Below are 14,898 nucleotides of genomic sequence, written 5' to 3' on the forward strand. Positions count from 1 at the left end.
AGATATTAACAGTCCGCTAATCGTACAGTTACGGCTAAACCTCCTTCAGAAGTTTCTTTATAATTTCTATTCATATCTTTAGCTGTTTCCCACATGGTATCAACTACTTTGTCTAAAGGAACTTTAGATTCTTTTGGGTTTGTTTCTAAAGCTAATTCAGCAGCGTTAATAGCTTTAATGGCTCCCATAGCATTACGTTCAATACAAGGCACTTGTACTAATCCGCCAATAGGATCGCATGTAAGTCCTAAATGATGTTCCATGGCAATTTCAGCAGCAACTAAGCATTGAGACGGGGTTCCGCCTAACAATTCTGTTAATGCAGCAGCGGCCATTGCAGAGGAAACACCAATTTCAGCCTGACAACCACCCATAGCTGCAGAAATTGTAGCATTCTTCTTAAAGATACTTCCTATTTCCCCAGCAACAAGTAAGAACTTTTTAACATGTTCAAAAGTAGCATTGTGGTTTTCTATTACTAAGTAATACATGATTACAGCAGGAATAACTCCAGCACTTCCATTAGTAGGAGCGGTAACAACTCTACCTAAAGCAGCATTTACTTCGTTAACAGATAATGCTAAACAGCTTACCCATTTTAAAATTTCACGAAACTTAACTTCGGTGCCTCTAATAGCAGTAATCCATTCTTGTTGATTAGTGTATTGAGCATCTTTAATAAGTTTTTGGTGTGTTTCAAATGCACGTCGCTTTACATTTAATCCACCAGGTAAAGTTCCTTGAGTATGGCAACCTATGTACATACACTCTAACATTGTACTCCATACACGATGTAACTCTTTATCTATTTCTTCAGCAGAATTAATTACAAGTTCGTTTTGGTAAACTATGTCAGAAATGTTTAACCTTTCCTTTTCACAATAAGCTTCAAGCTCAGTAGCTCTGTTGATTGGAAATGGAAAGTTTTGTTTATTAATTTCAATATCTTCAGCAAGATTATCATCTTCTTGTACAATAAAACCTCCACCGATAGAATAGTATGTTTCTGTAGAAATTTCTACACCGTTAGCATATCCTCTAAAAGTCATTCCATTGGCATGAAAAGGTAAAAACTCCTTATTGAATGTTACTGAGCCATTGGCAAAAGCAATATTTCTTTCATTGTTAAAAAACAAAAGCTCTTTGGTTTGTATATCACTAATAATAACATCGATTGTTTCAATAGGAATGTATTCCGGATCAGCACCACTTAAACCTAATAAAACAGCTAAATCTGTCGCATGCCCTTTGCCTGTTAATGAAAGAGAGCCATACAAGTCTACTTTTATTTCTTCAATTAAAAGAAACTCATTTGTTTCTTTTAATTTGTGTATCCATTGTTGTGCTGCTCTCCAAGGACCAAGGGTATGGGAGCTTGAAGGTCCCACCCCAATTTTAAGCATATCAAAAACGCTAATAAATTGCGACATAAATATAAGTTGTTTGTTGGTGGCTAAAATAAAAAAATCCTGTATTTAAAACTTAAATACAGGACTTATATTTCTTAAAAGAATGTTATTACATTCCGTAAATAGACTCTTTGTCAAATTTCTTAACTAACATGTAGTACACTACCGCACGGTACTTGTTTCTTTCTGACCTACCGATTCTTTCCATTACTTCATCAATGGCCTTATCTAAAGCAGGACTATCATCTAATCCTAGTTTTTTAATTAAGAAGTTTTTCTTTACAGTTTCTAATTCTTTAGGGTCACTACCAGATACTGTTTCAGCATCGTTTTTATAGATAGAAGGCCCTAAACCTTTAGTTACAGCAGTTAATAAATCGGTGTTTGAACGAATGTCTCTATCGTCCATGAACTTCTTATAAAGTGCTACTTTTTCGTCAAATTTACTCATGATTTTTTGTTTAAAATTAGATGTTAAATTCTCTTGAATTTTTTAATTCTTTCAAATATAGGAAAATAATTGGTTCTTTCAAGCATCTTAGAGTTAATAAGCTTTTAACGTATATTTTGTTAATTAAATTGTTGAAAACAATTAGTTTTTTTGTTAAAAGGGTATTGTTCTTGTTGTAACTTTAAAGTAAATTCAAATCTTTAGCTTATGTCATTATCAAAATTTGAATCTATGTTGAAAACCAATGAAGTATATTTTTTTGATGCAGTCGAGTTTGAAACAATCGTAGAGCATTATTTAAATGTAGGGAAACAATCATTGGCAAAAAAAGCGGTACAACTTGGATTGGAACAGCATCCTTCTTCGATTCAATTAAAATTAATGAAAGTAGAAATTTTAATTTTTGAAGATAAATTGGCAGAAGCAATTAAGATGCTTTCTAACATAGAAGCGGTAGAGCCTCATAACGATGAGGTATTTATCCAAAAAGCAATCATCTTATCTAAAAAGAAGCAACACACAGAAGCTATAGCAATTTTAAAGGAGTCTATACAGTATATTGAAGATCCTGCTGATATCTGGTCTATGATTGGGATGGAGTATCTTTATTTAGATGATTTTGAAAATGCACGTTTAAACTTTGCTAAATGTATTGAGGTAGATTATGAAGATTATTCTTCATTATATAACATTGTATATTGCTTTGATATGGAAGAAAACCACGAAGAAGCAATACGGTTTTTAAATGTATACTTAGATAAAAATCCTTATTGTGAAGTTGCGTGGCATCAATTAGGAAAGCAATATTTTGAACTAGGAATGTTTAAGGAAGCATTAACAGCTTTTGACTATGCAGTACTTATTGATGATAGTTTTATAGGTGGATATTTAGAAAAAGCAAAAACCCTAGAAGAGCTAAAACGTTATGAAGAAGCTATAGAGAATTATTCGGTCACACTAGAACTAGATGATCCTACAGCTTATGCTTATATAAGAATAGGAGAGTGTTACGAAAAGCTTAATAATGTACAGATAGCAATACATTTCTATAAAAAAGCAGTACATGAAGATCCACTGTTAGATCGCGGATGGGTTTTATTAACGAATGCTTGTTATAACCAAGAGAGTTACCAAAAAGCGCTACACTACATTAATAAAGCGATTCAAATAGATGAAGGAAATGTGTTGTATTGGAGACGATATGGAGATATTAATTTAAAGCTAGGTTTTTATGAAGAAGCAGTCAAAGCTTTCAATACTTGTTTGGATCTTGGTGATAGAGAAATAGAAATTTATGTAGCATTAGCAGATATTCTGTTATTTCTAGGTGAGTTTAATGAAGCTTTGAGTACTTTAATAAAAGCTAAAAAGACTTATAAGGAGTTTGCTGAGATAGAATACAGACTGTGCGGTTTGTTTATGATTTTAGGAAAGAAAGAGTATAGTTTAACTCACTTGCAAAATGCTTTAGAAATCGATTTTGAGTATCATACCATTATAAAAGAGTTATACCCTACTGTTTTTGATAATGAAAAAGTGCAAGAAGTTGTTTCTAAATACAATAAAGCAGTACAATAAATAAAAGTTATTTATTAAAAAAGATAAGAGCTAGTTTTTTAACTGGCTCTTTTTTATTTTAGAAGTGAAAGATTATAGCAGGTTCAATTTGTTGAATAAAAGCAACCAAACAAAATGAAACGTTAAATTTCGATTAAAAAGTAAAAATGAAATCATTGTTTTTTGTTTAAAAATGACTAAAATTGAGTAAATTTGATATTCGTTTTATGAGAAAAATTAAAAAAATAGCAGTGATGACTTCTGGAGGGGATGCTCCAGGAATGAATGCCGCGATACGATCTGTTGTGAGGACTTGTGCTTATTATCGTACAGATTGTATGGGAATTTACAGAGGGTATCAAGGATTGATAGAAGGAGATTTAATCCCTTTAACCGCTAGGAGTGTAAATAATATTATTCATAAAGGAGGAACGATATTAAAATCGGCTCGGTCAAAAGATTTTAGAACTAAAGAAGGAAGGCAAAAAGCCTATGAAAGTCTAAAAAAGAACAATGTAGATGCTTTGGTGGTAATTGGTGGAGATGGTTCTTTTACAGGAGGAGTGATTTTTAATAAAGAGTTCAATTTCCCTATAATAGGGATTCCTGGAACCATAGATAATGATATTTCAGGAACAAGTCATACACTTGGTTACGATACAGCTTTGAATACAGCAGTAGAAGCAATTGATAAAATTAGAGATACTGCATCTTCTCATAATAGACTTTTCTTTGTTGAGGTTATGGGGCGTGATGCAGGATTTATAGCATTAAACGCTGGTGTTGGAGCAGGAGCAGAAGAGATTTTAATTCCTGAAGAAGACTTAGGGTTAGAAAGGATGTTGGAATCCTTGAAGAAGAGTAGAAGATCAGGAAAATCGTCAAGTATCGTAGTCGTTTCGGAAGGAGATAAAACTGGTAAAAATGTATTTGAATTAGCTGATTATGTAGAAGAAAACTTACCTGAATATGAAGTAAGGGTTTCTGTGTTAGGACATATGCAGCGAGGAGGTTCTCCATCATGTTTTGATAGAGTTTTAGCAAGTAGATTAGGAGTAAGTGCTGTAGAACTTTTACTTGATGGAAAGACAAACTTGATGGTAGGATTAAAAGACAATAAAGTAATTGCTACCGATTTAGAAAAAGCAATCAAAGGTCAACATAATATTGATACCGAATTATTACGCGTATCAGATATTATGACCACTTAAACAAGAATATAAAATTTTAAATAATGATAAAAATAGGAATTAACGGATTTGGAAGAATTGGTCGATTAGCATTCCGTTCTGCAATGAAAAGAGACAACGTTCAAGTTGTGGCTATTAACGATTTGTTAGATGTAGATTATTTAGCCTATTTGTTGAAGTATGACTCTGTTCATGGACGATTTGAAGGAGATGTTGAAGTGAAAGATGGAAATTTAGTTGTAAATGGACAAACAATAAGAATTACTGCAGAAAGAAACCCTGAGAACCTTAAATGGAATGAAGCAGGAGCAGAGTATGTAATCGAATCTACAGGTTTTTTTACAGATAAAGATAAAGCAGCAATGCATATTACAGGAGGAGCGAAGAAAGTAATTATTTCAGCACCTTCAAAAGATGCTAATATGTATGTAATGGGAGTAAATCATAAAGAGTTAACAGCTGATGAAACTATTTTTTCAAATGCTTCATGTACTACAAACTGTTTAGGACCATTAACAAAAGTTATCCACGATAATTTTGGGTTAAAAGAAGGTTTGATGACTACGGTTCATGCAGCAACATCAACACAAAACACCGTTGACGGACCTAATAAGAAATGGAGAAGAGGACGTTCGGTAGTAAATAATATTATTCCTACGTCAACAGGGGCGGCAAAAGCAGTAACGAAAGTTATTCCAGAGTTAGAAGGTAAATTAACGGGTATGGCAGTTAGAGTTCCTGTGGCAGATGTTTCTTTAGTAGATTTAACGTTTAGAACAGATAAAGCGACTTCGTTAAAAGAAATTTTAGCAACATTAAAAGAGGCTTCAGAAGGAGAGTTTAAAGGGATTATTGGATATACTGAAGATGAGGTGGTGTCACAAGACTTTGTTTCAGAAACAAGAACTTCTGTAATTGATGCTGATGCTTGTTTAGAGTTAAACGAAAACTTTTTTAAAGTAATTTCTTGGTATGATAATGAGTATGGATATGCTACTAAAATTGTAGATTTATTAGAGTATTCGGCTTCTTTATAAAAGCATAAAATATTTTGTAATATTGTATTCCCGCTTTTGGCGGGAATACTTTTTTAAACACTATTTATGGAAATAGCAATTATAGCACATGATGGAATGAAAGCTGAAATGGTTCAGTTTTTAAATGAACACAAAGAAGTTTTACATCAAAAAAGAATTCAACTGATTTCAACAGGAACAACTGGTGAAAAGGCAGAAAAAGCGGGTTTTGAAGTGATGAAGTTTTTATCAGGACCTATAGGAGGCGATGCGCAAATTGCTGGTAGAGTAGCAGAAGGAAAATGTCAAATGGTATTATTTTTTAGAGACCCTTTAGCAAAGCATCCACACGAACCAGATATTTCTATGTTAATGCGTTTGTGTGATGTACATGATGTTCCGTTAGCTACAAATCCATCAACAGCGGAATTATTAATAAAAGCGATTTAAAAGAAAAAAGAGAAACATATAATTGTTTCTCTTTTTATTAGTGATTTATTGAAATGTTTCGCTATCAAGTTTGAGGATATGAGTTCGTTTTAATGACTTATATCCACTGATAGCGAAGTTAGCTTTTTAAAGGTTAAGAATCAACCTAAATTTAAAGCTATTTAACAGCAATCATACTAATTTCTACATTTACAAACTTTGGGAGGTTAGCAACTTCTACTGTTTCACGAGCAGGAGCTGTAGCATCGTCAAAATACTCACCGTAAACAGCATTAATTTTTGAAAAGTTATGCATATCTGAAATAAAAATAGAAGTTTTGATAACGTTTTCAAAAGTCATACCAGCAGCAGCTAATACTTCTTTCATGTTTTGCATTACTTGTTTGGTTTCTGCTTCAATAGAATCTAAAACTAATTCACCAGTTTCAGGGTTAATCGCTATTTGTCCTGAAGTGTATAAAGTATTTCCACTAAGTACAGCTTGGTTATATGGACCAATTGGAGCAGGAGCTTTGTTTGTTGTGATTATTTTTTTCATTTTATGTAAGTTTCAAGGTTTCAAAAAAGTTACTTAAGCTAACAGCCTAAAAAAGTACTCTATCTGGTGGTTTGTTTTTATCCCACTTTAAGTCGCTTAACACAGAAGATTTTACTCCAATAAAGAAATTGTACGAAGAATTGATTCCGAAAGGAGTCCAGTTAAAATTGAATCGCCAACTATCTAAATCTCTAGAAAAGTTTAATCTTGTATAGGTAAAGGCATTGTCTTTAATATCATATCCTGAAGAGAAACCAACTTTCCATTTAGGAGAAAGTTCAACATCACCACTAAACATTAATGTATTGTTACCTATTTTACTTGTTAATCCGTTATTGGTATAACTCATGGAATAAGCCAAGTTAAGAGTCCAAGGTATTTTAGCTCTGTATAACTCAGTTTCTTTTGTTTCACTTTCGTTGTTTTTATTACTGTCGTTAGGAAAACCATTGGTAGGTCCTATGCCTTCACCAAAAACATCAGGGGTGTCTTGGGCCCCATTTCCATTTTTATTACTTGAGTCATCTTTACCATCTTTATTTTTTTCAAAATCTTTACTAGAAATAGAATAGTTTGCTGTTACTCCTACGTTTGTCAGTCTAAGAAGACTACTGTTAAATTTATTTATTCTTTGTCCTTTACTGTTGACTTGATAAGGATCGAAAGTAGCGTTCATGTTTAAGGCAAGTTTATCTTTAAAAAGACGCGTACCAGCATTGGCTCTTACAGGAGCCCAACGTAAACTATCAGCAGCGATATTGTAACTTGTGCTAAAATTCAAGTTGTTAAGAATGGTGATTTTTTTATCTTCTTCATCACTATCGGGGTCTTTTGGGGCTACTTTAGCTTCTAAAACGTTGTTAACAGAAATTCCAATAGAGTTTGAAACTCCGCTTCCAGGAGTTCCATAAATACCTCCTTCAAAAGGAGAATAGGTTAATAGATCACTTGGGTCTGAACTTTGACGAACTGTTAAGTCGTAATCATCAGCAAAATTAGGACGATATCCGTATGAAATAGACGGTCTAATCGTATGACGAATGGCTTTTAAACGTCCTTTTTTAAAGTTAAATGTACCATAGATGTTTGTAGATAATGAAACTCCAAAATTGTATTCGTTATAACGAGTAAATCCGCTAATGGTATCATTAACAGCAGCTCCTATATTACCATCTTTGTTGATAGCGGTAGGGTCATAACGTTTCTTAATTTGATCAAAATACCAAATATCTTTATAACTCACACTTGGTGATAAAGTAAAGTATTTAAAAGCTTTTAAACTGGTATTCGTACTTAAGTTGTGCTGTATTCCTTTTTTAGCAGTTTGAAACATTTTAGCAGTAAAAAACTCATCATCAGTAGTGTTGATTTGATACTGTCCTTGCATGCTATAATTCAACCCCATTTTTTGAATAGGATTCTTTTTTACGCCATTTTTACCAGCAAAAGGATAAATACGATCCATGTTTAACTGTAAAGAAGGTAAAGTCATGGTAATTGTTTCGGTATTGGTGTTCTGCGAGTGAGTAGCTGTTACACTCAAGTTAAAAGGCGTACCTACAAATTTTGTATAGTAAGAAACAGATGAACTTAATGTGTTATTTAAAAATTGAGAACTATTAAATTCATTTAAAGACTGACGGTAATATTTACTACTTCCTAAGTTAACAGAGGCAGAAAAACGAGAATTTGGGTTCGCTTTAGAATCCTGACTATGACTCCAACGGATATTAAAATTTGTTGACTTGTTATAATCACTCAAACCACGAATTCCTCGTATAATATTTTCATAACGAACGCTAAAGTTTCCGCTAAATTTATAACGAACATAATAATTAGAAGTAGCATTTAAACCCCAACTTCCGTTGGTATACAAGTCAGCTAAAGTTGTTAAATCAAAATAATCGCTAACAGCAAAATAGTAACCTCCGTTCTGTAAGAAAAAACCTTGATTATTACTTTCACCCCAAGAAGGGATAATAAAACCTGAAGTTCTTTTGTTAGTCATTGGAAAATAAGCAAAAGGTAAATAAACCGGGGTAGGTACATCTGCTAATACTAAATTACTTCCTCCTACAATAATTTTTTTACCAGGAACTAATTTTGCTTTGTTTGTTTGTATATAGTAATCAGGAATTTTTTTTTGAGATGTGGTAAAACGTAATCTACGCATATAAATAGTAGAGTCATTTATACGTTTTGTTTTTTCACCATAAGTTATAATTCCTGCTTGATTCGTTTTTACTCCGTAAACTAAGGCTTTTTTTGTCTTGAAGTTAAAGAGAATAGAATCTTGTTCAGATTCTTGTCCGCCTTGTTTAAATTGTGGTCTTTGGTGATAGCCTGTACTATCCTTAATTCCCTTAGCGTACACCATATTGTTTTTGTAGTCTAGGATAATAATTCCAGCTTTTAAATCAATATCAGTATAGGTAACATGAGCTTTATTGTAAAGAGTTACTGTTTTATTTTTTGCATCTTGTATGGTGTAGTCTTCTGCGTTATGAGTAATAATTCCATCAATAACTTCTTTAGGTTTTATAGAATCGGTAGTAATAGTGTCTCTTTTGTTAATGAGAGCATTATTTTTTAACGTGATTAAAGAGTCCTTTGGACTTAAAGAAATAGAATCTTTTTTAAGGTTGATAGAATTAATTTCTTTCTTGCCAAATTCTTGAGCAGAGCTTAATTGAAAATAAAAAAGACAGAAAGCTAAAAGTATGTAGGTTGAATTTGCTCGCAATATTATTAATACTATTTTTGTGTTATATTTAAAAACTTTGGCGTACTATTTGAACGCACTTATTTTAAAATCCAAAAATAGTTAAATTTTATTGATGCAATTCTTAAATTTCCGTAAATATAATATCTCAAAAATATCATTAATAATTATAACCTCTCTAACCGTTTTATTGGGAGAAGCCTCGTCTGTTTTTGCACAAAAAAAATATACGGTTGTGTTAGATGCTGGGCATGGAGGAAAAGATCCTGGGAACTTAGGAAATGGATTTAGAGAAAAACACATTGCTTTAAGAGTAGCTTTAGATGTAGGTAAAGAATTGTCAACCTCAAAAGATATTAATGTTCTTTACACTAGAAAAAAAGATGTTTTTATAGAATTACACAATCGAGCAAAAATAGCAAACGATAATAAAGCAGATTTGTTTGTATCAATTCACTGTGATGCTTTTAGAAAATCAGAACCTCATGGAGCGAGTACTTTTGTATTAGGATTAAGCGGGAATAAAGAAAATTTAGAAATAGCAAAAAAGGAAAACTCTGTAATCTTATTAGAGGATAACTATAAGCAAAATTACGATTATGACCCTAACTCTCCAGAGTCAGTTATAGGTTTATCTGTACTTCAAGAAGAAAATTTAGAAAATAGTTTAGGAATAGCAGGCTTGGTACAAAATAACTTTGTAGCTCTTAAAAGAAATAACAGAAAGGTAAAACAAGCTAATTTTTTAGTCTTAAGAGAAACTGTAATGCCAAGTGTTTTAATAGAATTAGGCTTCTTAACTAATAAGAATGAAGGAAAGTTTTTAAATTCTAGAAAAGGGCAATTACAAATGGCAAAATCAATAGCTAAAGCAATAGAAAAATACTTTGAAAGGGTGAAACTGAATACAATAAGTGAAACTATTACTGTAAATGCACCATCAATTGATAATGAAGAATCAAAACCTGTTATAAAAAAAGTAAAGCCAGAAGAAAAAGCAGTTACAACGCCAAAGAAACCATCTTCAAAAGTTGAGTTTAAAATTCAAGTAGCAGCTTCTAGAAAAAAGTTACCGATAACAACTTTTAAAGAGTTGAAAAACATAGAGCTTTTATTTATAGATAATTACTATAAATACTACTACGGAAACTCATCAAGTTTATCAGGGATAAAAAAGTTGTTGCCAGAAGTTAGGAGTAAAGGATATAAAGATGCTTGGGTGGTAGCTTTTAAAAATGGAAAGCGAATATCTATCAAAGAAGCATTGAAAAACCGTTAATTTAGAGGTGTTCTATATTTATACTCTCAAAATTATTATTATTTTCGCTCGTATAAATATATTCTATGTCTAAAGAACTAAAAACAGGAATTGTTGCTGTCGTTGTTATTGCGTTATTTATTTGGGGTTATAATTTCTTAAAAGGACAAGACTTACTCAGCGCTAATGCAAGGCACTTTTTTGTAGAGTACAACAATATTAATGGTCTTAATGAAGCTAGTTCTGTAACCATTAATGGGTTGAAAGTAGGGAAGGTAGATGAGATTAGGTTCAATGAAAATCCAGATAAAAAAGGAAGCTTAATTGTTAAAATCTCATTAGATACTGATTTTAATTTCTCTAAAAATAGTATTGCAAAAATTTATTCAGCAAGTTTAATGGGGGGACAAAATTTAGCAATTGTTCCTAAATATGATGGAGAAGTAGCTAAATCTGGCGATTATTTAAAAGGAGAGGTTGAATTAGATATAATATCATCAGTAGGAGAAAAATTAAACCCAATTCAAGGGAAATTAGAAAATGTTTTAGTGGGAGCAGATTCTTTGTTAATAGGAATAAATCAAGTTTTAGACGAAAAATCTCGTAAAAGTTTAAATAGAAGTATTCAAGGTTTGGAAGGAACTATTTATGATGTTCGTAAAACATTAGCTTCTGTAAATACATTATTAGCAGATAATAAAGGAAACTTAAACGCTACTTTAGCAAACACGAAGAAAATAACAGATAATTTTTCAAAAGTTTCAGACGATTTAGCTAAGGCAAATTTAGGAGAGTCAGTAAAAAAGTTAGAAACAACTTTGACGAACGTAAATACGTTATTAGCCGACATGAAATCAGGAAAAGGAACTTTAGGAAAGTTAATGACTGATGAAAAGATGTACACTAACTTAACTAATGCTTCTAAAGAACTAGAAGAATTGTTAAGAGAAATGAAACTAAATCCAAAGCGGTTTGTACACTTCTCATTATTTGGGAAAAAAGCAAAGCCGTATAACGAAGAAAATAATACCAAAAATGTGAGTAACCAATAAACTCATATTTTATAAATCTAACAAACTTAATAATTAAAGAACGATGGAGAAATACATACCAAACATCTTTTTTGCACTCATTTTAATTGCAGGTATCGGGTATTTTGTAATAAATGTTCGTAAGCTGATACGCAACATTAAATTAGGAAAAGATATTGATAGAAGTGATAGAAAGCCAGAACGTTGGAAAAACATGGCGAAAATTGCTTTAGGACAATATAAAATGGTACGTCGCCCTGTTTCAGGTATTTTACACATCGTTGTGTATGTTGGTTTTATTTTAATCAATATCGAAATGTTAGAGATCGTTATTGATGGACTATTCGGTACACACCGTGTTTTTCAACCAATTCTAGGAAATGCTTTATATGGTTTCTTAATTGGTAGTTTTGAAGTATTAGCTTTGTTAGTTTTAATAGCAGTAATAGTTTTTTGGTTCCGAAGAAATATTGAAAAGGTAAAACGTTTTTGGAACAAAGAAATGGAAGGTTGGCCTAAAAATGATGGTAATATCATTTTATACTTTGAAATGGTATTAATGACTTTATTTTTAGTAATGAATGCAACAGATGTTGCTTTTCAAGAAGCAGGAGTAGGAAATGTAGTTTCTCAATTTGTAGCGCCTTGGTTTGATGGGTTTTCTAATGAATCGTTACATATTATTGAAAAAACAGCTTGGTGGTTACATATCGTAGGAATTTTAATTTTCTTAAACTATTTATACTACTCTAAACACTTACATATTTTATTAGCCTTTCCTAATACGTTTTTTGCAAACTTAAACCCTAAAGGACAGTTTAATAATTTAGAAGCGGTAACTAAGGAAGTAAAAATGATGATGGACCCAGATGCTGATCCATATGCTATGCCTGAAGAAGGAGAGGATGAAGGTGAACCAGAAAAATTTGGAGCATCAGATGTAACCGATTTAAACTGGGTGCAGTTAATGAATGCTTACACTTGTACAGAGTGTGGACGTTGTACATCATCTTGTCCTGCAAACTTAACAGGTAAAGAATTGTCACCACGTGCTATTATGATGAAAACACGTGACCGTTTAGAAGAAGTAGGAAAGAATATTGATGCAAACGGAGGTACGTTTGTTGATGACGGAAAGCAATTATTAAACGATTATATTACTCCAGAAGAACTATGGGCATGTACAAGTTGTAATGCTTGTGTACAAGAATGTCCTGTAAATATTGATCCATTATCAATCATTATGGATATGCGTCGTTATTTGGTAATGGAAGAATCAGCAGCTCCACAAGAGTTGAATATGATGATGACTAATATTGAAAATAACGGAGCACCTTGGCAGTATAGTCAAATGGATAGATTAAACTGGAAAGACGAAGAGTAGTTTTAACTACTTCATTCCGTAAAATTAAAGAGTAACCTCTGTTTGAGGTTGTAAACAAAAAAATAGTTCAACAATTAAACGATAAAGAATTATGAACGTACCAACAATGGCAGATATGATGGCTCAAGGAAAACAACCAGAAGTGTTGTTTTGGGTAGGAGCTGCAGGAAGTTATGATGATAGAGCAAAAAAAATAACAAGAGCTTTCGTAAAAATATTACAACAAGCAGGAGTTGACTTTGCAGTATTAGGTACCGAAGAAAGTTCAACAGGAGACGCAGCAAAGCGCGCCGGAAATGAGTTTTTATTTCAAATGCAAGCTGTTACTAATATTGAAGTTTTAAATGCTTACGAAGTAAAAACAATTGTTACTTGTGATCCACATTCATTTAATACCTTAAAAAATGAATATCCAGGATTAGGAGGTAAGTATAAAGTATATCACCACACTCAGTATATTAGTAAGTTAATTAAAGAAGGGCGTTTAACTATTGAAGACGAAAATTTAAACGGTAAGCGTTTAACGTATCACGACCCATGTTATTTAGGACGTGCAAATGATGTATATGAAAGTCCACGTGAGTTAATTCGTCGTTTAGGAGTAAAGGTGACTGAAATGAAACGTCATAAGTCAACTGCATTATGTTGTGGAGCAGGAGGAGCACAAATGTTTAAAGAACCTGAAAAAGGAGATAAGGATATTAATGTATTAAGAACAGAAGATGCTTTAGAAACGAATCCACAAATTATAGCTACCGGATGTCCTTACTGTAATACCATGATGACTGATGGTGTAAAATTCAAAGAAAAAGAAGCACAAATAGAAGTAAAAGATATTGCAGAGTTAATTGCAGAGGCTAATAATTTGTAATAGTAAAAAATATAAATTGTGTTATTCCCGCGAAAGCGGGAATCTTATTTTTAAGAATGATTAAAAACTACATAAAAGCAGCACGTTTACGTACATTACCTCTTTCTGTTTCAGGGATTATTGTTGGAGCCTTTTTAGGGGCGAATGAATCTTTTTTGAAGGCATCTTTAGATTTATTTGACACAACTATAAATATAGGAAACAAAAACATATTTGAATCTCCAATCTTCTGGTTAGCCATTTTAACTACTATTGGATTTCAAGTACTTTCTAATTTTGCGAATGATTACGGAGATGGAGTAAAAGGTACGGATAATGAAAGAGAAGGGGAAGCACGTATGGTAGCTTCAGGAACAATTACTCCAAAACAAATGAAGTTAGCAATGATTATTACAGGAGCCATTACAACTATTATAGCATTGCTACTGATTTATGTTTCCTTTGGCAAAGACAACTTTTTATATTCAGTAATTTTCTTCGGATTAGGAATTGCATCTATCATAGCTGCTATAAAATATACAGTAGGTAAATCTGCCTATGGTTACAGTGGATTTGGAGATGTTTTCGTTTTTATCTTTTTCGGATTGTTAGCAGTAGTAGGAACGTACTTTTTATACACTAAAGATCTAAACTTTATCATTTTTTTACCCGCAATAACTGTCGGATTATTAAGTACAGCAGTGTTGAATTTAAATAACATGCGAGATAGAGAGAATGATGCTAAATCAGGAAAAAACACGTTGGTAGTGAAAATGGGATCTGAATCGGCAAAAATGTATCACTACTTTTTAATTATCGCATCATTTCTTTTTGCATTGTTATATGTGGTTATCAAGGATCACTCACCAACTCAATTTCTATTTATTGTAGCTTACATTCCTTTGGCAAAACATCTGTTTTTTGTGTACAAAAATAAAGAAGAAGCGTTGTTAGATGGAGAGCTAAAAAAAGTAGCATTAAGTACCTTTTTATTTTCAATTTTATTTGGATTGGGGCAAATTTTGTAACTTCCCTGAAAAAA

The 14,898-nt window shown here is 32.3% G+C and carries 13 protein-coding genes; 9 read left to right on the plus strand and 4 right to left on the minus strand.

The genetic code is table 11. From position 1 onward, the window contains the following. Positions 1–5 precede the first annotated feature (5 nt). Both Q0663_RS05660 and Q0663_RS05665 read right to left on the minus strand, forming a co-directional pair. Positions 6–1,430 carry an L-serine ammonia-lyase gene (locus tag Q0663_RS05660; protein ID WP_299007741.1) on the minus strand — a complete coding sequence of 475 codons (1,425 nt, stop codon included), beginning with the start codon at positions 1,428–1,430 and terminating at the stop codon, positions 6–8. An 88-nt stretch (positions 1,431–1,518) separates the two neighbouring features. Continuing rightward, positions 1,519–1,860: a DUF2853 family protein gene (locus tag Q0663_RS05665; RefSeq protein WP_299007743.1), complete on the minus strand. Its 342-nt coding sequence runs from the start codon at positions 1,858–1,860 to the stop codon at positions 1,519–1,521. A 207-nt stretch (positions 1,861–2,067) separates the two neighbouring features. On the opposite strand from Q0663_RS05665, the gene Q0663_RS05670 reads away from it, so the two are divergent. The 4 genes from Q0663_RS05670 (at position 2,068) to Q0663_RS05685 (ending at position 6,073) form a co-directional block, all read left to right on the plus strand. Continuing rightward, a complete protein-coding gene (locus tag Q0663_RS05670) occupies positions 2,068–3,438 on the plus strand; it encodes a tetratricopeptide repeat protein (protein ID WP_299007746.1) in 1,371 nt (456 codons plus the stop codon). A 206-nt stretch (positions 3,439–3,644) separates the two neighbouring features. Continuing rightward, positions 3,645–4,628: a 6-phosphofructokinase gene (gene pfkA, locus Q0663_RS05675; RefSeq protein ID WP_125067863.1), complete on the plus strand. Its 984-nt coding sequence runs from the start codon at positions 3,645–3,647 to the stop codon at positions 4,626–4,628. Between the two features lie 23 nt (positions 4,629–4,651). Beyond that, entirely contained in the window at positions 4,652–5,644 is a 993-nt protein-coding gene (gap, locus tag Q0663_RS05680) for a type I glyceraldehyde-3-phosphate dehydrogenase (protein ID WP_274633480.1), read from the plus strand. A gap of 66 nt (positions 5,645–5,710) precedes the next feature. Further along, positions 5,711–6,073 carry a methylglyoxal synthase gene (locus Q0663_RS05685; protein WP_274633481.1) on the plus strand — a complete coding sequence of 121 codons (363 nt, stop codon included), beginning with the start codon at positions 5,711–5,713 and terminating at the stop codon, positions 6,071–6,073. A 157-nt stretch (positions 6,074–6,230) separates the two neighbouring features. Here the strand turns inward: Q0663_RS05685 and Q0663_RS05690 are convergent, their stop codons facing one another. Both Q0663_RS05690 and Q0663_RS05695 read right to left on the minus strand, forming a co-directional pair. After that, a complete protein-coding gene (locus Q0663_RS05690; protein WP_299007753.1) occupies positions 6,231–6,611 on the minus strand; it encodes a RidA family protein in 381 nt (126 codons plus the stop codon). Positions 6,612–6,657: 46 nt separating this feature from the next. Continuing rightward, complete coding sequence (locus tag Q0663_RS05695; RefSeq protein WP_299007756.1) at positions 6,658–9,354, minus strand: putative LPS assembly protein LptD; 2,697 nt, start codon at positions 9,352–9,354, stop codon at positions 6,658–6,660. Between the two features lie 169 nt (positions 9,355–9,523). Between Q0663_RS05695 and Q0663_RS05700 the strand changes: the two genes are divergently transcribed. The 5 genes from Q0663_RS05700 to menA all read left to right on the plus strand — a co-directional run bounded on the left by Q0663_RS05700 (position 9,524) and on the right by menA (position 14,884). Next, positions 9,524–10,612: an N-acetylmuramoyl-L-alanine amidase gene (locus Q0663_RS05700; protein WP_299007758.1), complete on the plus strand. Its 1,089-nt coding sequence runs from the start codon at positions 9,524–9,526 to the stop codon at positions 10,610–10,612. 65 nt (positions 10,613–10,677) lie between these two features. Beyond that, complete coding sequence (locus Q0663_RS05705; RefSeq protein ID WP_299007761.1) at positions 10,678–11,643, plus strand: MlaD family protein; 966 nt, start codon at positions 10,678–10,680, stop codon at positions 11,641–11,643. Between the two features lie 43 nt (positions 11,644–11,686). Next, positions 11,687–13,006: a 4Fe-4S dicluster domain-containing protein gene (locus Q0663_RS05710; protein WP_299007764.1), complete on the plus strand. Its 1,320-nt coding sequence runs from the start codon at positions 11,687–11,689 to the stop codon at positions 13,004–13,006. A gap of 91 nt (positions 13,007–13,097) precedes the next feature. Beyond that, complete coding sequence (locus tag Q0663_RS05715) at positions 13,098–13,877, plus strand: (Fe-S)-binding protein (protein ID WP_299007767.1); 780 nt, start codon at positions 13,098–13,100, stop codon at positions 13,875–13,877. Positions 13,878–13,933: 56 nt separating this feature from the next. Further along, complete coding sequence (gene menA, locus Q0663_RS05720; protein WP_299007770.1) at positions 13,934–14,884, plus strand: 1,4-dihydroxy-2-naphthoate octaprenyltransferase; 951 nt, start codon at positions 13,934–13,936, stop codon at positions 14,882–14,884. Positions 14,885–14,898: the final 14 nt, after the last annotated feature.

The organism is uncultured Tenacibaculum sp., assembly GCF_947504135.1.
Lineage (GTDB): Bacteria > Bacteroidota > Bacteroidia > Flavobacteriales > Flavobacteriaceae > Polaribacter.